Origin of the sequence: Blautia sp. SC05B48 (assembly GCF_005848555.1) — a bacterium.
In the GTDB taxonomy this organism is placed as follows: Bacteria; Bacillota; Clostridia; order Lachnospirales; family Lachnospiraceae; genus Blautia_A.
This window is the reverse complement of sequence record NZ_CP040518.1, coordinates 2,149,507-2,171,787: the sequence shown is the minus strand read 5'-3', so window position 1 is coordinate 2,171,787 and position 22,281 is coordinate 2,149,507. Positions and strand designations below refer to the sequence as shown.

18 protein-coding genes, 7 tRNA genes and 1 riboswitch are annotated in these 22,281 nt (G+C 46.3%); of the genes, 6 read left to right on the top strand and 19 right to left on the bottom strand.

The genetic code is table 11. The features are described 5' to 3' along the window. Window positions 1-230: 230 nt before the first annotated feature. Entirely contained in the window at window positions 231-1,463 is a 1,233-nt protein-coding gene (locus EYS05_RS09965; RefSeq protein ID WP_015526007.1) for an argininosuccinate synthase, read from the top strand. 139 nt (window positions 1,464-1,602) lie between these two features. After that, the gene (locus tag EYS05_RS09960) at window positions 1,603-2,547 is read left to right on the top strand and encodes a DMT family transporter (protein ID WP_138277717.1); all 945 of its coding nucleotides are present in this window, start codon (window positions 1,603-1,605) and stop codon (window positions 2,545-2,547) included. Window positions 2,548-2,601: 54 nt separating this feature from the next. On the opposite strand, the gene EYS05_RS09955 is transcribed toward EYS05_RS09960, so the two are convergent. Further along, entirely contained in the window at window positions 2,602-2,991 is a 390-nt protein-coding gene (locus EYS05_RS09955; RefSeq protein WP_021650299.1) for a metal-dependent transcriptional regulator, read from the bottom strand. A gap of 262 nt (window positions 2,992-3,253) precedes the next feature. Between EYS05_RS09955 and EYS05_RS09950 the strand changes: the two genes are divergently transcribed. From EYS05_RS09950 to EYS05_RS09940, 3 genes are all read left to right on the top strand, one after another. Next, the gene (locus EYS05_RS09950; RefSeq protein WP_138277096.1) at window positions 3,254-5,005 is read left to right on the top strand and encodes an ABC transporter ATP-binding protein; all 1,752 of its coding nucleotides are present in this window, start codon (window positions 3,254-3,256) and stop codon (window positions 5,003-5,005) included. An 11-nt stretch (window positions 5,006-5,016) separates the two neighbouring features. Then, entirely contained in the window at window positions 5,017-6,903 is a 1,887-nt protein-coding gene (locus EYS05_RS09945; protein WP_138277716.1) for an ABC transporter ATP-binding protein, read from the top strand. A gap of 147 nt (window positions 6,904-7,050) precedes the next feature. Continuing rightward, on the top strand, window positions 7,051-8,097 hold the full coding sequence (locus tag EYS05_RS09940) for a transglutaminase domain-containing protein (protein ID WP_138277095.1): 1,047 nt from the start codon (window positions 7,051-7,053) through the stop codon (window positions 8,095-8,097). A gap of 194 nt (window positions 8,098-8,291) precedes the next feature. Here the strand turns inward: EYS05_RS09940 and EYS05_RS09935 are convergent. From EYS05_RS09935 to EYS05_RS09905, 7 genes are all read right to left on the bottom strand, one after another. Next, a tRNA-Leu gene (locus tag EYS05_RS09935) sits at window positions 8,292-8,371 on the bottom strand. A 67-nt stretch (window positions 8,372-8,438) separates the two neighbouring features. Beyond that, window positions 8,439-8,511 (bottom strand) — tRNA-Lys (locus EYS05_RS09930). 10 nt (window positions 8,512-8,521) lie between these two features. Next, a tRNA-Gln gene (locus EYS05_RS09925) sits at window positions 8,522-8,593 on the bottom strand. 10 nt (window positions 8,594-8,603) lie between these two features. Then, window positions 8,604-8,677, bottom strand: a tRNA-His gene (locus EYS05_RS09920). A gap of 5 nt (window positions 8,678-8,682) precedes the next feature. Next, window positions 8,683-8,756: transfer RNA gene (locus EYS05_RS09915), tRNA-Arg, on the bottom strand. Between the two features lie 18 nt (window positions 8,757-8,774). Continuing rightward, window positions 8,775-8,845, bottom strand: a tRNA-Gly gene (locus EYS05_RS09910). A 27-nt stretch (window positions 8,846-8,872) separates the two neighbouring features. Then, window positions 8,873-8,947, bottom strand: a tRNA-Pro gene (locus EYS05_RS09905). 262 nt (window positions 8,948-9,209) lie between these two features. On the opposite strand from EYS05_RS09905, the gene EYS05_RS09900 reads away from it, so the two are divergent. Continuing rightward, window positions 9,210-9,983, top strand: a complete 774-nt coding sequence (locus tag EYS05_RS09900; RefSeq protein WP_015526012.1) for a hypothetical protein — start codon at window positions 9,210-9,212, stop codon at window positions 9,981-9,983. Window positions 9,984-10,051: 68 nt separating this feature from the next. Here the strand turns inward: EYS05_RS09900 and EYS05_RS09895 are convergent, their stop codons facing one another. The 11 genes from EYS05_RS09895 to pckA all read right to left on the bottom strand — a co-directional run bounded on the left by EYS05_RS09895 (window position 10,052) and on the right by pckA (window position 22,090). After that, window positions 10,052-12,595: a histidine kinase N-terminal 7TM domain-containing diguanylate cyclase/phosphohydrolase gene (locus EYS05_RS09895; protein WP_114002197.1), complete on the bottom strand. Its 2,544-nt coding sequence runs from the start codon at window positions 12,593-12,595 to the stop codon at window positions 10,052-10,054. A gap of 2 nt (window positions 12,596-12,597) precedes the next feature. Continuing rightward, window positions 12,598-14,229 (bottom strand): GH3 family domain-containing protein, encoded by a 1,632-nt coding sequence (locus tag EYS05_RS09890; protein ID WP_114002198.1) that lies wholly within the window; start codon window positions 14,227-14,229, stop codon window positions 12,598-12,600. Further along, window positions 14,226-14,807, bottom strand: a complete 582-nt coding sequence (locus EYS05_RS09885; RefSeq protein WP_118608104.1) for a hypothetical protein — start codon at window positions 14,805-14,807, stop codon at window positions 14,226-14,228. The genes EYS05_RS09890 and EYS05_RS09885 overlap by 4 nt, the downstream gene beginning before the upstream one ends. A 237-nt stretch (window positions 14,808-15,044) precedes the next feature. Further along, window positions 15,045-15,524 (bottom strand): metallophosphoesterase family protein, encoded by a 480-nt coding sequence (locus tag EYS05_RS09880; RefSeq protein WP_021650292.1) that lies wholly within the window; start codon window positions 15,522-15,524, stop codon window positions 15,045-15,047. After that, window positions 15,521-16,105 (bottom strand): XTP/dITP diphosphatase, encoded by a 585-nt coding sequence (locus EYS05_RS09875; protein WP_110103311.1) that lies wholly within the window; start codon window positions 16,103-16,105, stop codon window positions 15,521-15,523. The genes EYS05_RS09880 and EYS05_RS09875 overlap by 4 nt, the downstream gene beginning before the upstream one ends. After that, on the bottom strand, window positions 16,102-17,259 hold the full coding sequence (locus EYS05_RS09870) for a THUMP domain-containing class I SAM-dependent RNA methyltransferase (protein WP_015526018.1): 1,158 nt from the start codon (window positions 17,257-17,259) through the stop codon (window positions 16,102-16,104). Before EYS05_RS09870 ends, EYS05_RS09875 begins: the two co-directional genes overlap by 4 nt. Beyond that, window positions 17,256-17,798 carry a phosphodiesterase gene (gene yfcE, locus EYS05_RS09865; protein WP_015526019.1) on the bottom strand — a complete coding sequence of 181 codons (543 nt, stop codon included), beginning with the start codon at window positions 17,796-17,798 and terminating at the stop codon, window positions 17,256-17,258. Before yfcE ends, EYS05_RS09870 begins: the two co-directional genes overlap by 4 nt. Window positions 17,799-17,924: 126 nt before the next feature. After that, window positions 17,925-18,257 (bottom strand): rhodanese-like domain-containing protein, encoded by a 333-nt coding sequence (locus EYS05_RS09860; RefSeq protein ID WP_015526020.1) that lies wholly within the window; start codon window positions 18,255-18,257, stop codon window positions 17,925-17,927. A 112-nt stretch (window positions 18,258-18,369) separates the two neighbouring features. Beyond that, window positions 18,370-18,573, bottom strand: coding sequence for a hypothetical protein (locus EYS05_RS09855; protein WP_022426534.1), 204 nt, complete (start codon window positions 18,571-18,573; stop codon window positions 18,370-18,372). A 305-nt stretch (window positions 18,574-18,878) separates the two neighbouring features. Continuing rightward, on the bottom strand, window positions 18,879-19,808 hold the full coding sequence (locus EYS05_RS09850; RefSeq protein WP_059086782.1) for a cation diffusion facilitator family transporter: 930 nt from the start codon (window positions 19,806-19,808) through the stop codon (window positions 18,879-18,881). A gap of 200 nt (window positions 19,809-20,008) precedes the next feature. Continuing rightward, a riboswitch (NiCo riboswitch) is annotated at window positions 20,009-20,189 on the bottom strand. Window positions 20,190-20,485: 296 nt separating this feature from the next. After that, window positions 20,486-22,090, bottom strand: a complete 1,605-nt coding sequence (pckA, locus tag EYS05_RS09845) for a phosphoenolpyruvate carboxykinase (ATP) (protein WP_015526024.1) — start codon at window positions 22,088-22,090, stop codon at window positions 20,486-20,488. Window positions 22,091-22,281 lie beyond the last annotated feature (191 nt).

Genomic DNA, 22,281 nt, shown 5'->3' with positions numbered 1-22,281 from the left:
AATTTTTTTCATATTTTTCAAATTATCTCTTGCATATTTATAAAATCTGGTGTATATTAAGCCATGTCGACAGGACAGCCGAAAATTTTGTTTTGTTGTACATGAATATTTATTCACTCTGGTAAAGTTGTAAAACGGTATAATTTTTTCCAGATAACGTAAAAAAATTCACCGTCCCGGAAATGTCCGGAGCGATACAAAATCAAAAAAATCCCAGGAGGACATATATTATGAAAGAAAAAGTTGTTTTAGCGTATTCCGGTGGTCTTGATACCACAGCCCTGATCCCGTGGCTGAAAGAAACCTTTGATTACGACGTTGTCTGCTGCTGTGTAAACTGCGGACAGGGAAACGAGCTGGACGGTCTTGAGGAAAGAGCAAAAATGTCCGGTGCTTCCAAATTATATATCGAGGATATCGTTGATGAATTCTGCGATGACTTCATCATGCCATGTGTAGAGGCTGGTGCTGTATACGAGCATTCCTATCTTCTCGGAACTTCCATGGCTCGTCCGGTCATTGCCAAGAAACTGGTTGAGATCGCACGTAAAGAGGGTGCCGTTGCTATCTGCCACGGTGCTACCGGTAAAGGAAATGACCAGATCCGTTTCGAGCTTGGCATCAAGGCTCTTGCTCCGGACATCAAGATCATTGCTCCATGGCGTATGACAGATCTGTGGACCATGCAGTCCCGTGAAGATGAGATTGAGTTCTGTAAGGCTCATGGCATCACTCTTCCATTTGATGCAAGCCACAGCTACAGCCGTGACAGAAACCTCTGGCACATCAGCCATGAGGGACTCGAACTTGAGGATCCATCACAGGCTCCGAACTATGATGACATGCTTGTATTAAGCGTAACACCTGAGAAAGCCCCGGATAAAGAAACTGAGATCACCATGACATTCGAGCAGGGTGTTCCGAAAACACTCAACGGAAAAGCAATGAAGGTTTCCGAGATCATCACAGAGCTGAACAAGCTTGGCGGCGAGAACGGCATCGGTATCGTTGATATTGTTGAGAACCGTGTTGTTGGTATGAAATCCCGTGGCGTTTATGAAACTCCTGGCGGAACGATCCTGATGGCAGCACATGACCAGCTTGAGGAACTGATCCTTGACCGTGAGACAATGGAAGCCAAGAAAAAACTTGGCAGCCAGTTTGCACAGGTTGTTTACGAAGGAAAATGGTACACACCTCTCCGTGAGGCTATCCAGGCATTTGTTGAGTCTACTCAGAAATATGTTACCGGCGAGGTTAAATTCAAGCTTTACAAAGGAAACATCATCAAGAATGGTACAACCTCTCCGTACAGCCTTTACAATGAGTCTCTCGCTTCCTTCACAACCGGTGATATGTATGATCATCATGATGCAGACGGATTCATCACTCTGTTCGGTCTGCCGCTGAAGGTTCGTGCCATGAAGCTTGCAGAAGTTAAGAATAACCAGAATCAGAACTAATTTTGTTGGACATTGTTCCGACAGATCATAAGAATGCCCCGGGAAGCTATATAAGTTCCCCGGGGTCTTTTGTTATATACTGCTTTGATCACATAATACCTAATAAACGAAAGGATTTTTTATCATGAACTCACAGAAAATGCCTCTGAAAAATTCTCTCTGTCTGCTTCTGGCCGCAACGATCTGGGGAATCGCCTTTGTTGCCCAGAGTGTGGGCATGGAATATGTTGGCCCCTTCACCTTCAACGGCGTCCGTTCCCTGATCGGCGCCGCTGTCCTGGTTCCGGTGCTCTTTATTCTGAACCGTTCCGGAAATAAATCCTCTGCTGCCACAGACTCCGCAATACCGGAATCCTCATCAACACTTTCAGAAAAAGCTGTATCCGCCACTCCATATAACAGCCGTGACCTGTGGCTGGGCGGCATTGCCTGCGGATCCGCTCTTTTTGCTGCCAGCAGCTTCCAGCAGTTTGGTATCCAGTACACAACAGTAGGAAAAGCCGGCTTCATCACCGCCTGTTACATTGTCATCGTCCCGATCATCGGAATTTTCCTGAAAAAGAAATGCAGTCCCTTTATATGGGCAGCCGTTGTCATGGCACTGGTCGGACTTTATCTTCTCTGCATCACAGACGGATTTTCCATTGGCCTCGGAGATATTCTGGTGCTGGTATGTGCTTTTCTCTTTTCCCTGCACATTCTGGTGATTGACTATTTTTCCCCGAAGGCAGACGGTGTAAAGCTTTCTTGTATCCAGTTTCTGGTCTGCGGGATCCTGTCCATGATCCCGGCACTTATTCTGGAACATCCGCAGATTTCTTCCATTCTTACTGCCTGGCTGCCGATCCTGTATGCTGGTGTGATGTCCTGCGGTGTTGCCTACACCCTGCAGATCGTAGGCCAGAAAAATGTGAATCCCACCGTTGCTTCTCTGATTCTTTCTCTTGAATCCTGCATCTCCGTGCTTGCAGGCTGGGTGCTCCTGGATCAGAAGCTTTCCATAAAAGAGCTCCTTGGATGTGTCATCATGTTTGCAGCCATCATCCTGGCACAGCTGCCGGAAAAAGAAAAAGATAATAAATAAAAAACAGGCAGCCGGTTTGGTATTTTACCTTCCGGCTGCCTGTCTGCATGTTTCTTAGTCTGCTGTTTCTTCCTTCTTAATAAAGTTATTATAATGTGCCTTGATTTTCTCAAAGCTCTCCTGGCTGATGTCGTGCTCCATCTTGCAGGCATCCTCCATTGCGATCTCTGCCGGAACCCCAAGTCCCTCCAGCATCCTGGCAAGAACAATGTGACGCTCATAAATCTGATTGGCGATCTCCGCCCCCTTCTCCAGAAGTGTCACGGTACCGTAACGGTCCATGGCAATATAACCATCCTCACGAAGAAGCTTCATTGCGTGACTGACGCTTGGCTTGGAAACACCAAGTCTGGTCGCAATATCAATGGAACGAACTCCTCCTCCTTTTTTGGATAAAACCAGAATTGATTCAAGATAATCCTCCGCTGACTGTCTGATCTCCATATAAAATCCTCCCTGCAAAAATTTAACTCTATATAGACCCTCTAAAGGGACCTGAAGCCCATTCTTTCCCTGTTCTACAGGCGAATATTAACTTTTAATATACCGCTTAAAGGATGTTGTGTCAAGCATTTCGCACATGTTTATCTTGACATTAAAAATAATTTCCCCGATAATAGTAGCTGAACAATATATCTGTTCTATAGCAGCCCGGAATCCTTTCCAGTAGTGCTGTCTTTTGAACAGTAAAGAAAGGAGATTTTTTATGCTCAAAACCCTTCTGGCCCAGGTCAGGGAGTTTAAAAAGGCATCGTTTCTCACGCCTTTTTTCATGATCCTGGAAGTTCTCTTTGAGACTCTGATCCCCCTGGCCATGGCTTCCATCATTGATAAGGGTGTGGAAGCCGGAAATATCGGCCATATCTATCGGATGAGTGCAGTTATGGTAGCTCTTGCCCTGTGCGGACTCTGGTCCGGCGTCATGGGAGGAAAATACGGAGCACTAGCCTCCACAGGCTTTGCCAGAAACCTCCGAAAAGCCATGTACACCAACATCCAGACCTTTTCTTTTTCCAACATCGACAAATACAGCACTGCCGGCCTGATCACCCGTCTTACCACAGATGTGACCAACCTGCAGAACGCCTATCAGATGATCCTTCGTATGTGTACCCGTGCACCGGCCAGTCTGATCTGTGCCATGGTCATGGCATTTCTTATCAATGCAAAGCTTGCAAGCATCTATCTTGTCGCTGTTATCTTCCTGGGAGGCTGTCTGATCTTTATCATGAGAAAAGCAACGGTATATTTTCAGGCCGTATTCCGTAAATATGACGACCTGAACGCAAGTGTCCAGGAAAACATCGGCGCTGTACGCGTTGTCAAGGCCTATGTCCGCGAAGACTACGAGATCAACAAATTCCAGAAAGCCTGCAACAAAGTATACGAAATGTTCTTAAGTGCTGAGAAGATCGTTGTCATGAACATGCCCCTGATGCAGTTTACCGTTTATGCCTGTATCCTGGGGATCAGCTGGCTCGGCGCCAAAATGATCGTAGGCAGCTCCCTTACTACCGGTGAGCTTATGAGCCTTCTCACCTACTGCATGAACATTCTCATGAGCCTTATGATGCTTTCCATGGTTTTTGTTATGGTGACAATGAGTATTGCCAGCGCAGAGCGTGTTACGGAAGTCATCAATGATACTGCTGACATCACAGATCCGGAGGATCCGGTAACAGATGTCCCGGACGGAAGTATCGTCTTCGATCATGTGAATTTCAGCTATAAGAAAGACAGTCAGGAACCCGTTCTGAAGGATATCAATCTCTCGATCCGCTCCGGCGAGACCATAGGGATCATCGGCGGTACCGGAAGTGCAAAATCCAGCCTTGTCAACCTGATCAGCCGTCTTTATGACGTAACGGATGGTTCTGTTTCCGTAGGAGGCATCGATGTCCGTAAATACCATCTGGAATCTCTCAGAAATCAGGTTTCCGTTGTTCTTCAGAAGAATGTACTCTTCTCAGGAACCATTCTGGAAAACCTCCGATGGGGTGACAAAAATGCCACTGAGGAGGAATGCCGCCGCGCATGCCAGCTTGCCTGTGCCGATGATTTCATCGAAAAAATGCCGGACAAATACAATACCTTCATTGAACAGGGCGGCTCCAATGTTTCCGGAGGCCAGAAGCAGCGTCTCTGTATTGCCCGCGCTCTTCTGAAGAAGCCGAAGATACTGATCCTGGATGACTCCACCAGTGCGGTAGATACTGCCACAGATGCAAGGATCCGCCGTGCCTTTGCCGAGGAGATCCCGGATACCACCAAGCTGATCATCGCACAGCGTGTTTCCAGCATCCAGAACGCGGACCGGATCATCGTTATGGATAACGGTGAGATCAACGGTTTTGGTACCCACGAGGAGCTTCTTAAGACCAACGCCATTTATCAGGAAGTATTTCATTCACAGACCGGCGGCGCCGGTGATTTTGACGAGGGAGGTGAGCCGGCTTGAAAAAACAGAACATGAAAGGCCCGGGCGGTCCTGGCCCAAGGGGTATGGGAACACCGGAGCAGCCGGGAAAGCTTCTGGGACGCCTTGCCCGTTATATCTTTAAAAACTACAGTATCCATATCGTGATCGTGGTGATCTGCATTTTTGTCAGTGTTCTTGCCAATGTACAGGGAACCATGTTCATGAAAACCCTGATCGACCAGTATATCACACCGCTTCTCTCAGCAGATACACCGGATTTCGGGCCTCTGGCTGCAGCCATCGCACGTGTAGCATGCTTTTACGCCATTGGTGTTATTGCCACCTATACTTATAACCGTATCATGATCAATGTTTCCCAGGGAACCTTACGTAACCTCCGAAACGATATGTTTGCAACGATGGAAACGCTTCCCATCAAATATTTTGACACTCACGCACACGGCGATATCATGTCCATCTACACCAACGACATTGATACCCTGCGCCAGATGATCAGCCAGAGCTTTCCGCAGCTGCTTTCCAGTGTGATCACCATCGTCAGTGTTCTTGTAAGTATGCTGATCCTGAATGTTCCGCTTACTGTAGTTACTCTGCTTATGGTTGCCATTATGATGACTGCCAGCCGGAAGCTTGCAGGCTTAAGCGGAAAATATTTCCTGGAGCAGCAGACCAACCTTGGTATTGTCAATGGTTATATCGAAGAGATGATGGAGGGTCAGAAGGTTGTCAAGGTCTTCTGCCATGAGGACGAAAGCATCCGGAAATTTGATGAACTGAACGACCAGCTTTTCACCAGCGCAGACAATGCAAACCGTTTCGCCAACATCCTGATGCCTGTGGTCGCACAGCTTGGAAATGTCAGCTATGTGATCTGCGCCATGGTGGGCGGTATCCTTGCTATCAACGGCATCGGCAGCTTCACACTTGGCGGGCTTGCCAGCTTCCTGACCTTCAATAAGAGCTTCAACATGCCTATCAACCAGGTCAGCCAGCAGTTCAACAGTATTGTTATGGCTCTTGCAGGTGCAAAACGTATCTTTGATCTTCTGGATGAAAAACCGGAAGTGGATGAAGGCTACGTTACTCTCGTCAATGCAAAAGAGGAAAACGGTGTTCTTACCGAATCCGACAAACGTACCGGCCGCTGGGCATGGAAGCATTTCCACAAAGCTGAGGGTACCACTGATTATATCGAGCTGAAGGGTGATATGGTCCTGGAGGATGTAGACTTTGGTTATAATTCCAACAAGATCGTTCTCCATGACATCAATATGTATGCACAGCCAGGCCAGAAGATCGCTTTTGTAGGCTCCACCGGCGCCGGAAAAACCACCATTACCAATCTTCTGAACCGTTTTTACGACATTCAGAAGGGTAAGATCCGTTATGACGGCATCAACATCACCAAGATCAAAAAAGATGATCTCAGACGCTCCATGGGCATCGTTCTTCAGGATACCAACCTGTTCACAGCAACCGTTATGGAAAATATCCGCTACGGAAAGCTGGATGCCACAGATGAGGAGGTTATCGCAGCAGCAAAGCTTGCCAACGCCGACGGTTTCATCCGCAGGCTTCCGCAGGGTTATAATACCCTTCTCCGCGGAAACGGTGCAAACTTAAGTCAGGGCCAGCGACAGCTTCTCTCCATTGCCCGTGCAGCCGTTGCAGACCCGCCCGTCCTGATCCTGGACGAGGCCACCAGCTCCATTGATACCCGTACCGAAAAGCTTGTACAGGATGGTATGGATAAGCTGATGGAAGGCAGGACGACCTTTGTGATCGCCCACAGACTTTCCACAGTACGCAACAGTGACTGCATCATGGTCCTGGAGCAAGGACACATCATCGAGCGTGGTTCCCACGAGGAGCTGCTTGCACAGAAGGGCCGGTATTATCAGCTGTATAACGGCTGATCCAGGCTCACAGTTATTTTCGATCTAAAATATTCAATACCAAAAACATGCAGGGTGTATCTTTTCTGATAGTCCTGCATGTTTTTTTATGCTATAATCTTTGATTGAAATCTATTTTTGCGGAAAGGAGTCTCCGTATTTTTATATATGAAACAAACTGAAGAATATTACTACGGCAAAATGCCGAAAGATAAACAAAACGTGTACCGTGCAATGCTTCACGGGCTTATGGAGCTTTCCGACGAGTTCCTGATCCCGCAGGTACCAACCACCGATGGAAACTGGCTCTATGATGTATTTTTCCAGCTTCGTCTGGATCACCCGGAGATTTTCTGGGCTGTGGGGTTTAAATACCGTTATTACAAGGACTCGCCAAATCTGATACTGATTCCTGAATATATCTTCGACAAAAATAAAATCCGAGAGCAACAGAAAGCCCTGGGAGCCCGCGTAGACAAGCTTGTGCGCACCGCCATGAAGTTTTCCGAGTGGGATAAGGAAAAATATGTCCATGACTTCATCTGCGAAAATATCCGCTACGACAAGCTGAAAAAGCCATATTCCCACGAGATCATCGGGCCTCTGGGCCATGGTGTCGGTGTCTGCGAGGGAATCGCCAAATCCGTAAAGGTCCTCTGTGATGCCCTTGGTGTATGGTGTATTATCGCCATCTGTGGGAACAATCCGGAAAAAGGGATCAAATACCGTCATACCTGGAACATCGTCCGGATCAACGGACAGTACTATCATCTGGATGCCACCTTCGATAATACTCTGGGCAAAAACGAAGACGGCTCAACCAATATCCGTTACGATTATTTTAATCTGGATGACAAAAACATCTTCCGTGACCATGAACCACTGATCGCTCCGGCACCTCCCTGCCCGGATGGAAACCACTTTTATTACCGTGAGAAAAAGCTATCCTTCACCAAATTGGAAGACGTATACAAACGTGCCCTCCAGGCCGCAAAAAAAGGCCGCGAATTCACCTTCCACTGGCGAGGCGGATATCTCACCCGTGAAGTCCTCGCAGACCTTGTAGATCAGATCCAGGCCGCAGGAAAGACACGGGACAAAAAAGCCATCATCACACTCAACTGGCCTCAGGCTGTACTTCGATTTCATTTTGTGGAACAGCAGGCGGAAGGGAAGGTGTTTATTGAGGAAGTGAATGAAGGGGAGAAACTGTAGGGTCATTTATCAGGCGGTTATTCTGATTCAATGTAGATGACAGCTTGATTCAGTTAAAAATTTCTATAGTAAGAATGCTACAGACATATTGCTCATGATCTGTAGCATTTCTGTCCTGGATGTTACATAAGTGTCCATAATAAAAAAGACCTTCCATAAATTCAAAATTTACAGAAAGTCTCTCTCTTTTCTAATGCGGATAACAGGACTTGAACCTGCACGGTTGCCCACTGGTACCTAAAACCAGCGCGTCTGCCAATTCCGCCATATCCGCATATTCAATTATATTTTCATCCTGTCTGATGATAAAAAAATAACGGAAAGCAAATGCTTTCCGCTAATGAGGCATCGGGGATTCGAACCCCGGACAACTTGATTAAAAGTCAAGTGCTCTACCGACTGAGCTAATACCCCATAAAAAGGACTGGGCTAGCTGGATTCGAACCAGCGAATGCAGCAGTCAAAGTGCTGTGCCTTACCGCTTGGCGATAGCCCAATGGGCGAAGGGTGGATACAGGGATTCGAACCCTGGGCCTCCAGAGCCACAATCTGGCGCGCTAACCAACTGCGCTATACCCACCACAACGTGCCTGAAGGGATTCGAACCCCCGACCCACGGCTTAGAAGGCCGTTGCTCTATCCAGCTGAGCTACAGACACATGCTCTCTTCTCAGAGAAGCGGGTGATGGGAATCGAACCCACGTATCCAGCTTGGAAGGCTGGTGTTCTACCATTGAACTACACCCGCATGCTTGCGGTAATAAGTTTACAGCAGTCGGGGTGACAGGATTCGAACCTGCGGCCTCCTGGTCCCAAACCAGGCGCTCTAGCCAAACTGAGCCACACCCCGATGTACCATTTACTTATGGTTTTTATTAAGTTGTTGTCGTCTTCGTTTGTGTTTCGTTTTCGTTTCCTGCCTGACGACAAGTGATATTATATTATAGCAATCTACAAATGTCAACACCTTTTTTGAATTTTTTTAAAAAAACTTTTTTTCACGTTTTTTCCGCCTATTTAAAGGTTTTCTTGTCATTTGCGACTGGCTTATGGTATCATGAAACCATAATTAAAGTCAAGAAAAAAAGCAAATAATAAGGAGATGTTTTTACATGGATATAAAATTATTTCAGCAGAAGCTTAATGACATCTGTGCCATCGCTGAGGAAAACAATAAGCAGCTCTCCCAGCAGCAGATCCGTGATCATTTCGATGAATCGGATCTGAGCACTTCACAGCTTGTAAAGATCCTGCAGTATCTCAAATTAAAGGGGATCACCATCGAAGGCGCCGATGAAGCTGCCGGCGCTGCCAGAGCAGATGCTGTTTCATCCGAATCCAGCGACAAGGACGAGCTTCCGGGTACCCGTGCTGCTCTTACTGCCGAAGAACAGGCTTATCTCAGTGACTATATGGAAAGCTTTTCCCCGGAAGGACTTGATCCGGATGATCTTGCGTCCCTCTTTCATGCCTTTGCAAAGGGTGACACTGCTGCCGAAGGTGCACTGACACAGTTCTACATGGCTCAGGCAGCCCAGATGGCCGCTGAACTGAACTGTGAGGAAATCCACCTGGCCGATCTCATTCAGGAGGCAAATCTGGCCCTTCTGGCGTCTCTCAAAGAAACTGCCCCACAGGAGAAAAACGACACCTGGATGCGTGGTCGTATCCGCAGTGGGATCCTTCATGCCATTGAGGAACAGACACAACAGAAATTCCGTGACGACTATCTGGTATCCAAGGTAGAAAACCTGGAGGCTGCGGTTAAAGAACTCACAGACGATGATGACGCCACCAAATTCACCATTGATGAGCTTGCCGTGATCCTGGATATGAATGTGGATGAGATCCGGGATGTACTTCGCCTTACTGGAGATGATAAATAAAGCTTTCTTCATATTCTTCACAAAAACGGGTCTGACATAGCTTGTCAGACCCGTAATCTTAATATTCTTTATGCTTTTTCTTCCCGTTTCAGCTCCGCCGGTTCTGCCAGATGGATCTTTCCTTCCCGAAATATGTGGATAAATACCTCCGCCATATCCGGATCGAACTGTTTTCCTTCCTCTTCTCTTATGATCCGAAGAGCTTTTTCCACTGGCATCAGTTCCTTATAACAACGTTTGGATGTCATGGCATCAAAGGAATCTGCGATGCAGAGGATCCTTGCAGATGCCGGGATATCTTCTCCCGCGATCCTCCTTGGATAGCCGTTTCCGTCATAACGTTCGTGATGACCGATAACCGCAGGGATAACATAATCCAGCGACGGAAGGTGACGGATGATCCCGATGGACGCCTCCACATGACCTTTCATGATCTCATACTCTTCATCCGTAAGCTTGCCTTCCTTGTTCAGGATATGCTCCGGGATCCCGATCTTTCCAACATCATGAAGAAGCGCCGCCTGACGGATGATCTCCACCATTTCCGTTGTATAGTTCAGCGCCTTCGCAAGACTTGTTGCGTAATAAGCCACATTGTTGGAATGTCCGAAGGTATAATGATCTTTGGTATCAATGGCTGCAGTCAGCGCATAGATCGTGGATTCATAGGACTGATAAATATGTTCATGATCGGATTTCTTACCCGCATTTTCTTCATCCAGGCTTTCCTTCAGCATGGTGTCAAAAATCTCGATGCCGTTTTTACCGCTGCGCTTTACATGATATACTGCCAGGTCCGCATTATCCAAGAGCTCCTTTGCTGAGCGTGCCGCATAAGGCGCCGCACTGATCCCCACGCTTACCGTAAGGATCTTCAGCTTGTAGTCTGCAGAATCGTTGCGCATATGCAGGATCTGCTTCTGTATGGATTCTGCCAGATTTCTGGCGGAAAAAATATCGTAATTTGGCATCAGGACCGCAAATTCCTTGGCACTGTGACGTGCCACATATCCCTGTTCTCCCACACTTGCCTGGATGATATCTGCCACCTTTCGAAGTGCAACATCTCCCTGCTGATTTCCGTACAGCTGATTGTACAGCTTGAAATCATCAATATTGAACAGGATCAGTGCAAGCGAACCCTCTTTATTTTTTTCGTATTCCTCATCCAGGATCTCATAAAAATATTTCCGGTTCAGAAGGCCCGTCAGTTCATCGGTCCTTGCCTCAGTCCATGCCGCCTCATAAAGTCTGGCATTTTTGATGGCAATGGAAGCTACCGAACTGACCGAAGACAGCATGGCCAGATCATTATGGTTCAGATTTCTGTGTCCGTCACCGGAAATCGCAATAATCCCGGCCAGATCATCATTCTGGCGAAGACCTGCACAGTATTCGATACCCAGCTCTGAAAACATATGTTTTTCCGACTCCCACATGGATTTGTAGGCTGTGGAAGAACGAAAATCCCGGATCACCACACAGTCCTCATTTCTGGTAAGCCAGGTGACCACCGGATTATCCGCTTTCAGTGAAAAGGTCAGATCGTTCAACGGACGGTTGCTGTAAACAGCCTGATATTCCCCTGATTTTTTGTCTCTCAGACAAATATAGATCCGTCCTGCATTGGTAGTTTCCTTCAACACATTTACCGTATTGCGCAGGATCTCTCCTACCCGGAGTGTCCTGGATACTGACTGGCTAAAATCTTTCAGCTCCTGAGACTGCTGGATCTCTTTTTTGATAAAAACATTGTTCATCAGACATTTCCACAGCACTGTGACCAGCCATGCAGATATAAGAAAAACGAAAGAAAAGATCAGCACATGATACTCACTGGCTGCAGGGAGCAGCATTCGGATATAACTCATCAGGTACGGTGAAAGATTGATAAACAGTACTACCGTCAGGACCACGCCCACACCAAAGCAAACCCCATCTGACGCAAGACGGCGCATCTGGAACAGCCGTCTTCTGGTCAGTGCATAAAGCATCAGGACAGCATTGATCAGACCGCTGACAATATCGATGGGGAATCCGGAAAATACCGGCACTGCCAGCGCAAGGTTTCCCACAAAAATGATCAGTATCCCCACAAGGATCGGTTCGATCTGTTTGCGGTATCCGGGATGTCTCCGGCATCCGCGGTACATGGTGATAAAGATCTGAATAATGGTGATTCCTGCCACCACAAAGAACAGAAGGAACCAGGGTGTGATCTTATAAACAAAATGCGCACCACCGTTTTTACGGATCAGATCCGGCCAGCGCAGGATGATCCCGCCCGGGATGTTGATTGCAAAAAGCAGCAGCATCAAAAGCAATGGGATCTTGCTTTTTCTGCCCATACGCACTCCCATGAATTCACTGATGAACACATAGTAAAAATATGGCAGAAACAGGATTCCGGCCAGAGACACATAATACCACAGGATGTAAGAGGGTCCTGCCTCCATACGCATCAGAAAAGAGCCCAACGTCCAGCAGAGCATTCCTCCCAGCACACACATGAAACTGTTGATGATCCGGCTGCGCTTACCAGCCAGAAGAGTCAGTATCATAAATGTATAGAAAAAAACTGAAATGATTGAAAATGATATATAGCTTTCCATAGTTACTTCCTCATATTCCCGAATCCGATTTCATCCTGCAGTCTCAAAAGTTCCGCCACCTCATAATAAGGAGTGCTCATATGCCGTGGTTTCCGTCCTTTTCTGGACTCATACAGATGAAAGGTACCACAGCGCAGGATGGTCACCACAAGGGGATCCATTCCCAGGATTTTCTTCAGATCCCGGTAATCCTGATCGATATATTTGAAATACGTGGTCAGAAGTTCTTTCAGAATATCCGTGCTCATAGCCTGATACATCAGCGCTTCTTTTTTTACTTCTATATAAAGATGCAGATATGGGCGTTTTTTCTCATTATATTCTTTCACTGCGATCCAATCCGTAACCGGCTGCCCGGACAGCTGGATCACACTTTTGATACCATTTTCCGAAATCCTGGTAAAGCCTGCGATATCAATGATCCACGGAACACGGTCTATGTACTCAAATCTTGGGATCTGTGTCCGATCCTCCTGGTTGGTAAGACCCACGCATCGATACATATCTCCCACACGGTACCTGGCAAAGGCTCCGCCCTTCAACACAGTGATCACAAGCTCATATTTCTCCCCGGGAACAACCTCATCCATAAGATAGGTCGGAGGAGTGAACGTGGGATCCTCATAATTATGGAGCATATCCTTTTCGGTGATAAATTCATAAAAGCAGGTATCCGGGAAAAAGTACATTCCGTTCCTGGTCCAGGTCTCGGTTCCTATAATGGAAGGTTCCGTTCCTGCAAAAAGCTCCATGGGCCGAACTCCCCACATTTCCTCCAGATCATCCTTATAGCACTGGTTGTCGGTTCCTGCCACCATAAATCCCTTCAGGTGAAAAAGGTCTTTCGGAAGAAGCTCCCGTTTCTCCTTCTTACAGATCTTTTTGGCATTCAGGATCCTTTTCAGCATCTTTGGTTTATACTGCAGAAGTTCCGAAAAGGAGGTTTTGCTTTTTCCTGATGATACGCTTCCGGTGAGGCTCTGGCTTACTGCATAGGCCACACTTCCAAGTCCGAAGAAAAATTCCACGTCCTGTTTCATGGCCATCTTGAAGCCCTCTTTGTTCCGCTCACCAAAGCTCATATTTACCGCATCTTCCACTTCCGGAAGAAAACGGATGTCGATATCTTCTTTCAGCGCCAGTGGAAAAAGGCCGGTAGCAAAAGGCAACGGTGCCAGTCCGTAAAGGATCTTGTCCGTTTCCTCCACATCAAATTTGCCCTTTTCACGGCTTGTAGCTAATATGAGGCAGGCAACTACATTGTTCCTGTAGGTATCCAGCATACTTCTTGTGTATGGTGCTACCTTTATCGGATGGCGTCCGCCTTCCCAGGTCGTCTGTATCCAGATGATCGGATTCCCCGGAAGAGTTTCACTTCTCTTCTGGAGGAGCATATCCGCATAATCCTCATAAGTGGTAAGAGGTACCAGCCGACGGAACTCGTCGATCCCGGACGGTCTCCTGCCCTTCAGAATGCTTTTGCCCAGTTCACAGTCTGACCAGAGCTGGATCTGCTCTTCCATCAGACGATTCTGGATCTTCATGTAATCCTGCATTGTCAGATCAAGAAATCCGCAATATTCTTTCCAGATAGCATCATACTGCTGTTTTCGAAGCTTTTCGCCAAGACTCACCGCCTTTTCCCCCCTTTTCGCCATGTTTTTATGCAGGCAGCTGTACTGTTTCGGTCTGGGATCAGAAAGGGAGTTGTCTGCTGATACGCTCCGTAATTACTGAATGTTTCCGGAAACACGATCCTGTCCTGGTAAAAAATGTACAATATATTCCACACAATAAGGACCCCAAAAGCCCCCATTGCCTTCCCGGATCCCAGAAATCCGGCCAGGCAAAAATAAAATCCGGCGAACCACAGAACGCCAGGATGTCGGCAGAGTGCATAAACACCCTCTGTATAGGCCAGCCTTTCATGATTTTCTTTGACATATGTCTCATCAAAGGGCAGCGCAAAAAACAATGTATAGATCAACAGTCCCAGAAACAGGATCGCTGCTGTCAGAAAAACAGCAGAAATAAAAAAAGAACTTCCCCGCCGCGGCCAGCAGCTCCGGATCACCAGACCTGTTGACACTGCGATCAGGAAACATCCTATGCTAAAAAACGGATGAAGAAAGCTTTTTTTCAATCGGATACTGTTATGATCATACAGGAAGCAGCATAAAAAGCCGATACTCCCTATAATAACCGCAGTCATGCGTATTTTCCCCCTTCATTTATGTAAAGCGGACCTTCTCATTCCGCTCTGCTGCATTCTCAGGAACGAGACCCATTCATGGTCAGTACCCTAAAGAATGCTCTATATTACTAAAAAAAACTACTTGTTCATTATATAGCACATAGCTGACTTTCGCAATCGTTTTTGACTAATATATGCTGAATATTGGCACAAATTTTATCAATTATGACAGTTTATTTGTTTTTTCTGCCGGAATCAGAGGTAACGGATCTCTACGTGCATTTCGCCCTTTCCATCTGTCTCCATTACTGCATAGCTTGGACGGCGTCCCCGTTGTCTGGGATAAGCCAGACTTCCGGGATTTACCAGAAGCACACCTGCTTCCTTTTCAACAACCGGTACGTGGATATGTCCGAAAAAAGCCGCATTGCATCCCCTTGAGCGGGCAGCTTCTGCCAGCTGATCAAAGGCCATGGATACACCGTAGTAATGACCGTGAGTTACCAGGATCTTATTTCCCTCGACCTCGATCACATCTTCTCTCGGAAGATCCGAGAAAAAATCATTATTTCCGGACACAATACTGCAGGGACATTCTGCAAGGGCTTCGATATAAAATTCTCTGCCTTCCACATCTCCGCAATGTACCAGCATGTCAAAAGGAGCCTCCCGATTTATCGCGATCTCCAGGTTTTCATCTCTTCCGTGAGTATCGCTTACGATCAGCACCTTCATACAAGCTCTTCCTTTATAAGGCAAAGAGCTTTTCCACGATGGCTGATCCTGTTCTTTTCTTCCATGGAAAGCTCTGCGGAAGTACAGCCATATTCCGGAAGATAAAAGATCGGGTCATAGCCAAAGCCATTCTCCCCTTTTTCCTCGTAGCCGATGCGGCCTTCCATGGCAGCACGGACTGTCTTTCTTCTGCCATCCGGGAAAGCTGCCGCAATAGCACATACAAAACGTGCAGTACGTTTCTCATCAGGTACACCTTCCAGACGCTGGATCAGGTTTGCGTTTTTAATATGATAAGAAGTATCCTCACCCATATAGCGTGCGGAATAGATTCCCGGCTCTTTGTTCAGATAGTCGATCTCCAGACCGGAATCATCTGCCAGAACGATCTCGCCAGTCATTTTACTGATTGCTTCTGCCTTGATCATGGCATTTTCTTCAAAGCTTTTTCCATTTTCATCAATATCCGCATGGATCCCGGCATCCTTCAGGGAAAGGATCTCCAGAGAAGGATCCGCAAGTATCCTTCGGATCTCCTTCATTTTATCCTCATTTCCGGTAGCAAAAATGATCTTTTTCATTCTTTAATACTTCCTTTCTTCGGCGGACGTGGTCCAAGAAACTGGTAATAGTAGGTTTTCATCATTCCATTATAGATCTTACGGTTTTTATCTGCCTTTCGGCCGATGTCATTCTCTGCCTTGTCATAGGCAGTGATCAGATACATGGACCAGCGATCCAGCCCCTTATAGCTTTCACCGATCTCACGGTACAATGCAGGGAGATTGGATTTTTCTTCGATCCGCTCACCATATGGCGGATTTGTCACGATAAAACCAAAGGGTTTGGAATGGCGGAGTTCACTGACCGGGCGCTGCTGGAAATGGATCAGTCTGTCCACTCCTGCCATTTTTGCGTTGGCGCGTGCTGCCTTGATGGCAGCTGCATCGATATCAAAGCCCTGGATATCGGTTTCAATATCAAGATTTACACGTTCTCTGGCTTCTTCTCTTGCATCCTCCCAGCATTCCTTCGGGATCAGATGCTCCCAGCTCTCGGCCAGAAAATGACGGTTCAGTCCCGGCGCCATATCCGCTGCCATCATTGCCGCCTCAATAGGAAAGGTGCCGCTTCCGCAGAACGGATCGACAAGAATACGGTCCTTTTTCCAGGGAGTGAGCATCAAAAGAGCACTGGCAAGCGTCTCGGTGATAGGTGCCTTGACAGTCATCTGGCGATACCCTCTCTTATGGAGGGATACTCCTGAAGTGTCGATTCCGATCAGAGCTACGTCTTTCATAAAGGCCACACGGATAGGAAATTCCGGACCATCTTCCGGAAACCAGGAAATCCCGTAAATGCCTTTGAGACGCTCTACAATGGCTTTTTTCATAATGGACTGGATATCAGATGGACTAAAAAGCTTACTTTTGATGGAGTTTGCCTTGGCTACCCAGAATTTACCGTTTTTCGGTATGTAATTCTCCCATGGGAGAGCCTTGGTCTTTTCAAAAAGCTCATCAAAAGTCTCAGCCTTTACTTCGCCTATTTTCAGAAGCACACGTTCTGTGGTACGAAGGAACAGATTGGCGTCTGCCACACCCTGGGCATCAGCCTCAAAGGTTACTCTTCCGTCTTCCACCCTGGTCACTTCATAGCCAAGATCCAGTATTTCACGCTTCAGCACCGCCTCTGTTCCAAAATGACAGGGCGCCGTTAATTCCCACAGATTCATAAAGTGATCTCCCGTACTGTATTTCCTTCAAAATCTTTAATGGTAAAAATTCCGTTCTCAAGGATTGCATAGGTCGGCGGGTTACCTTCCTTTGGAATGGATACGGAACCTGGGTTCAGAAGGATATAATCCCCCATATTTTCTGCCTTCAGCACATGTGTATGGCCGTGGATCAGAATGTCTCCGTCCATCATCGGCGGAAGATTATCCTTATTATAGATATGACCGTGTGTGGCGTACATCGTTTTTCCTTCGATGGCAAGGATACAGTAATCTGCCATAACCGGGAAGTCCAGGACCATCTGATCCACCTCTGCCTCACAGTTTCCGCGTACTGCATAGATCTGGTTTTTTCTCTCATTTAAAAGGCGGATGACTTCCTTTGGTGCGTATTCCTTCGGAAGGTCATTTCTTGGTCCGTGATAAAGCAGATCTCCCAGAAGCACCAGTCTCTCCGCCTTCTCCTTGTCATATGCTTCCAGCATTTTCCGGCAGTAATATGCCGAACCATGTACATCGGACGCAAACATATATTTCATAATCTTTTCTCCTTGTAATTTGTGTTGGTTTTTATCTCTGTTCTTTACATTATCATGATTTCCTTTAAAATACAAGATTTGTTACAGATATGCATTCGCAATCTGATTTGATATTGTCCGCTTTTTTTATCCGCGCACAAGATTTCTCCCTCTGTAGGCTGCAAATCCACCAATCACGGACCTGGTACGACAGCCCTGTCTTGCCAGGCTCCGGGCAGCCTGCATACTGGCGCCGCCGCGGTCGCAGTAAAATATCAGCAGCTTATCTTTGGGAAAACGATATTTCTGATCCTGTTTTTTCTCAAGATATTCCTCCAGCTCTCTGTATGGAATATTTACCGCGTTCCGGACATGTCCCCTTCTGTAGGCGGCAGAATCCCGGAGATCTATGATAACAGCGTCGCTGCGCTCCACATAATAATCCAGCATTTTTGCAGAGATAGTTTCGATCTGAAACATGGAAAAAATCTCCTCTTTTTGGTATATTATATGGAAGCTTCCGGGTGAATGTTCCCTTATATGTATTTAAGCTGGAAAAGCCATCTCTGACTTTTCCCGCTTTTCTTATCCTTTAATATCTGTCAGAGCCTCTGTCCTTCTCAGAATCATATTCATCGGAAATTTTGTTTCCGTAGCTGCTTTTGGAACTGTTTCTGGAAGAATTTCCCGAACTGTTCTTAGAGCTGTTTTTTCCGCAGTTTCTGGAAGCACTTTCCCCGTGATTTTTTCCTGCATAATTAGACTCATTTCTGTCTGTTTCGTAATTTTTCGCCATTTGAATTACCTCCTGATGAAGTTGATTTTACGGCTTTCCGAAGCTTTCTGCCGCTTTTTATTACAGGAAATAGTATCCCAAAAAGTTTGGAGATTATTCGCCAAAATCATATTGCTTTTTTTTCCAGTTTATATTATAATCATTCTTGTAAAAAGAATTTACCCTTCAAAAATTTTTTTTACATAACCCCTTATTTAATTATTTATACTCCCCTCGAAACACCCGGTAGCTCCCCTACCGGGTGTTTCTCTATACAAAAACAAGCCGCCGGATTGACGATCACAGTCGCTCCGGCAGCTTGTTTTTTATCCGTTGATCGGATTTACATGCACCATACAGTGCTTTACATCTTTGAATTTATTCTCGATCGTATGATGTACATTTTCCGCAATATCATGTGCATCAAAAAGGGAAATATTTCCATCTGCTGCGATTTCGATATCCACATACATCTTGGATCCGAAAAGACGGGTTTTAAGAAGGTCTACTCTTCTGACGCCCGGTACCTTGAGGATCTCTCTCTTCATGGATTCCTCCGTTTTTGCATCACAGGAATGATCTACCATCTTGTCAATGGCATCCCTGAAAATGTCGATCGATGCCTTGGCGATCATAACGCAGATCACGATACTGGCGATCGGGTCCAGGATCGGGTATCCCAGTCTTGCACCTAAAATACCGACAAACGCTCCGATAGAGGAAAGTGCATCTGAACGATGGTGCCATGCATCTGCCATCAGGGCTCCTGAATTGATCTTCTTTGCAGCACCTCTTGTATACCAGAACATCCACTCTTTTACCACAATGGATACCACTGCTGCAATCAGTGCAAGTGTTCCCGGAATGGCAATGGTTCCGCCGGATGTGCTTTTTACGATATCACGGGCACCGGTAATTCCGATCCCGAGACCAGTGACAAGCAGCATTCCTGCAAGGACAATGGAAGAAACACACTCCATTCTTTCATGTCCGTACTGGTGCTCTTTGTCCGATTTCTTTGTAGAAAGACGGACACCGATAATTACGATGAAGGTGCTTCCCACATCTGATGCAGAATGAATGGCATCCGAGATCATCGCTCCTGAATGTGCCACAATACCTGCGATCAGTTTAAATACAGATAATAAAAGGTTTACCAGAATACTGATCCCGGATACCTTCATTGCTGTCTGCTGTTCCCATGAAGCTGTTTTTTCTGTATCATGTATAATTGTTTTGTTTTCTGTGTGTTCCATAAACAGAATCTCCTTTTAAATATATGATCAGGTTCTTCTTATGGCACAACATTTTCCGTGAAAAAACCGGCGGTTCCTTCACTACTCGCTACAGTGCGATTTTCCGCCGGTGTTCTTTCTTTTCTGTATAGGGATATCCCAGCTTCTACCTTCTGTTCCATCCATATTTTGCAGTAAAAAAGACATACCTGCGAAACATACACTGTCCCGCAGATATGTCTGAAAGCAAAGTCACATTCTGCTTCACCTCATATTCCGTGAATGCAGGTTCTTTGCAATTACGTTTAAATCCATATCCGCTGCCGCTTCCTGCGGCCCGGCCCCATGCCTTCGATAAATATTTTCGATTCCGAAAAGCATCGCCTGCTCAGTTTGTACTGTTGATCTCGCATCCTGTTCGAATGTAATGCAGTGCAAAGAGAATTTTTACAGTCTTACGGGTCTCCCGCTCAACTTCTCAGAAAGGATACACCATGAACCTTATGTTAGTCAAGCCAAAGTTTTTTATTTTACAGGTAGATATCTTCAACTTTCTGTTTATTCCATGTCTGGAAACATGCTTCGCACTGCACAGTTCTATATCAAACAATAGATCCTCAGTTGTTTGTCAAAAAACCGGGAGCGGATAAATCCGCTCCCGGTTAAGTCTACGATCTGTATTCAGTTGGAATGACTGATTATGCCTGCGGGCCGGCTGCAACGAGTGCTTTACCAGCTGCATTTCCTTCATATTTAGCAAAGTTCTTAACGAATCTTGCAGCAAGATCTTTAGCCTTTGTCTCCCACTCTGCAGCATCTGCATATGTGTCACGTGGGTCAAGGATTGCAGGATCTACGCCCGGAAGCTCTGTCGGAACCTCGAAGTTGAAGAATGGGATCTTCTTTGTCGGAGCTTTAAGGATAGATCCGTCAAGGATAGCATCGATGATACCACGAGTATCTTTGATGGAGATACGTTTTCCAGTTCCATTCCATCCTGTGTTAACGAGGTATGCTTTCGCACCGCTCTTCTCCATTCTCTTAACGAGCTCCTCAGCATATTTTGTCGGATGAAGCTCAAGGAATGCCTGTCCGAAGCATGCGGAGAATGTAGGAGTAGGCTCTGTGATTCCACGCTCTGTACCAGCAAGTTTAGCTGTGAATCCGGAAAGGAAGTAGTACTGTGTCTGCTCCGGTGTCAGGATAGATACTGGAGGAAGTACGCCGAATGCATCTGCGGACAGGAAGATAACCTCTTTCGCTGCCGGTGCAGAAGATACAGGGCGAACAATGTTCTCGATGTGGTTGATCGGGTAAGAAACACGTGTGTTCTCTGTTACGCTCTTGTCAGCGAAGTCGATCTTGCCCTCAGCATCAAGTGTTACGTTCTCAAGAAGAGCGTTTCTCTTGATCGCATTGTAGATGTCCGGCTCAGACTCTTTGTCAAGGTTGATAACCTTAGCGTAGCATCCACCCTCGAAGTTGAATACTCCGTTGTCATCCCAGCCATGCTCGTCATCACCGATCAGAAGACGCTTAGGATCTGTGGAAAGTGTTGTCTTACCTGTTCCGGAAAGACCGAAGAAGATAGCTGTGTTCTCTCCGTTAAGGTCTGTGTTTGCAGAGCAGTGCATGGAAGCGATGCCCTTAAGCGGCAGATAGTAGTTCATCATGGAGAACATACCTTTCTTCATCTCTCCGCCGTACCATGTATTAACGATAACCTGCTCACGGCTTGTAATGTTGAACATTACAGCTGTCTCAGAGTTAAGTCCTAATTCTTTGTAGTTCTCAACTTTAGCCTTGGATGCGTTGTAAACAACGAAATCCGGCTCAAAGTTCTCAAGCTCCTCAGCTGTCGGCTGAATGAACATGTTTGTTACGAAGTGTGCCTGCCATGCAACCTCAACGATGAAACGGATAGCCATACGTGTGTCTTTGTTAGCTCCGCAGAATGCATCTACTACGAAAAGTTTCTTGTTGGAAAGCTCCTTCTTGGCAAGATCTTTAACTGCATTCCATGCTTCCTGAGTTGCCGGATGGTTATCGTTCTTGTACTCATCGGATGTCCACCAAACTGTGTCCTTGGAGTTCTCATCCATAACGATGTATTTGTCTTTAGGGGAACGTCCTGTGTAGATACCTGTCATTACATTGACAGCACCAAGCTCACTGACCTGACCCTTCTCAAATCCTTCAAGCTCCGGTTTGGTCTCTTCCTCAAATAATGTCTCGTAGGAAGGATTGTACACGATCTCAGTTGTTCCGGTAATACCATACTTTGTTAAATCGATTTTTGCCATCTTAACATTTACCTCTCTTCTTTAATAGTAATTATGATAGCCACCTACTGCTGCAGGTTTTTGTCATCCTGCCATAGGAATTGGTCATTCCAACATCCCTATCCACAATTATACATAAATTGTACGTAAAAGCAACCAAAAAAATTCATTTTCCGCAAAAAAATGATAAATCTTTAACAGTGACGTTTTAG

Bases quoted from the DNA above. Each gene is read 5' to 3' on its own strand.
- EYS05_RS09965 (WP_015526007.1), top strand. From the start codon at position 231: ATGAAAGAAAAAGTTGTTTTAGCGTATTCCGGTGGTCTTGATACCACA.
- EYS05_RS09960 (WP_138277717.1), top strand. From the start codon at position 1,603: ATGCCTCTGAAAAATTCTCTCTGTCTGCTTCTGGCCGCAACGATCTGG.
- EYS05_RS09955 (WP_021650299.1), bottom strand. From the start codon at position 2,991: ATGGAGATCAGACAGTCAGCGGAGGATTATCTTGAATCAATTCTGGTT.
- EYS05_RS09950 (WP_138277096.1), top strand. From the start codon at position 3,254: ATGCTCAAAACCCTTCTGGCCCAGGTCAGGGAGTTTAAAAAGGCATCG.
- EYS05_RS09945 (WP_138277716.1), top strand. From the start codon at position 5,017: ATGAAAGGCCCGGGCGGTCCTGGCCCAAGGGGTATGGGAACACCGGAG.
- EYS05_RS09940 (WP_138277095.1), top strand. From the start codon at position 7,051: ATGAAACAAACTGAAGAATATTACTACGGCAAAATGCCGAAAGATAAA.
- EYS05_RS09900 (WP_015526012.1), top strand. From the start codon at position 9,210: ATGGATATAAAATTATTTCAGCAGAAGCTTAATGACATCTGTGCCATC.
- EYS05_RS09895 (WP_114002197.1), bottom strand. From the start codon at position 12,595: ATGGAAAGCTATATATCATTTTCAATCATTTCAGTTTTTTTCTATACA.
- EYS05_RS09885 (WP_118608104.1), bottom strand. From the start codon at position 14,807: ATGACTGCGGTTATTATAGGGAGTATCGGCTTTTTATGCTGCTTCCTG.
- EYS05_RS09880 (WP_021650292.1), bottom strand. From the start codon at position 15,524: ATGAAGGTGCTGATCGTAAGCGATACTCACGGAAGAGATGAAAACCTG.
- EYS05_RS09875 (WP_110103311.1), bottom strand. From the start codon at position 16,105: ATGAAAAAGATCATTTTTGCTACCGGAAATGAGGATAAAATGAAGGAG.
- EYS05_RS09870 (WP_015526018.1), bottom strand. From the start codon at position 17,259: ATGAATCTGTGGGAATTAACGGCGCCCTGTCATTTTGGAACAGAGGCG.
- yfcE (WP_015526019.1), bottom strand. From the start codon at position 17,798: ATGAAATATATGTTTGCGTCCGATGTACATGGTTCGGCATATTACTGC.
- EYS05_RS09860 (WP_015526020.1), bottom strand. From the start codon at position 18,257: ATGTTTCAGATCGAAACTATCTCTGCAAAAATGCTGGATTATTATGTG.
- EYS05_RS09855 (WP_022426534.1), bottom strand. From the start codon at position 18,573: ATGGCGAAAAATTACGAAACAGACAGAAATGAGTCTAATTATGCAGGA.
- EYS05_RS09850 (WP_059086782.1), bottom strand. From the start codon at position 19,808: ATGGAACACACAGAAAACAAAACAATTATACATGATACAGAAAAAACA.
- pckA (WP_015526024.1), bottom strand. From the start codon at position 22,090: ATGGCAAAAATCGATTTAACAAAGTATGGTATTACCGGAACAACTGAG.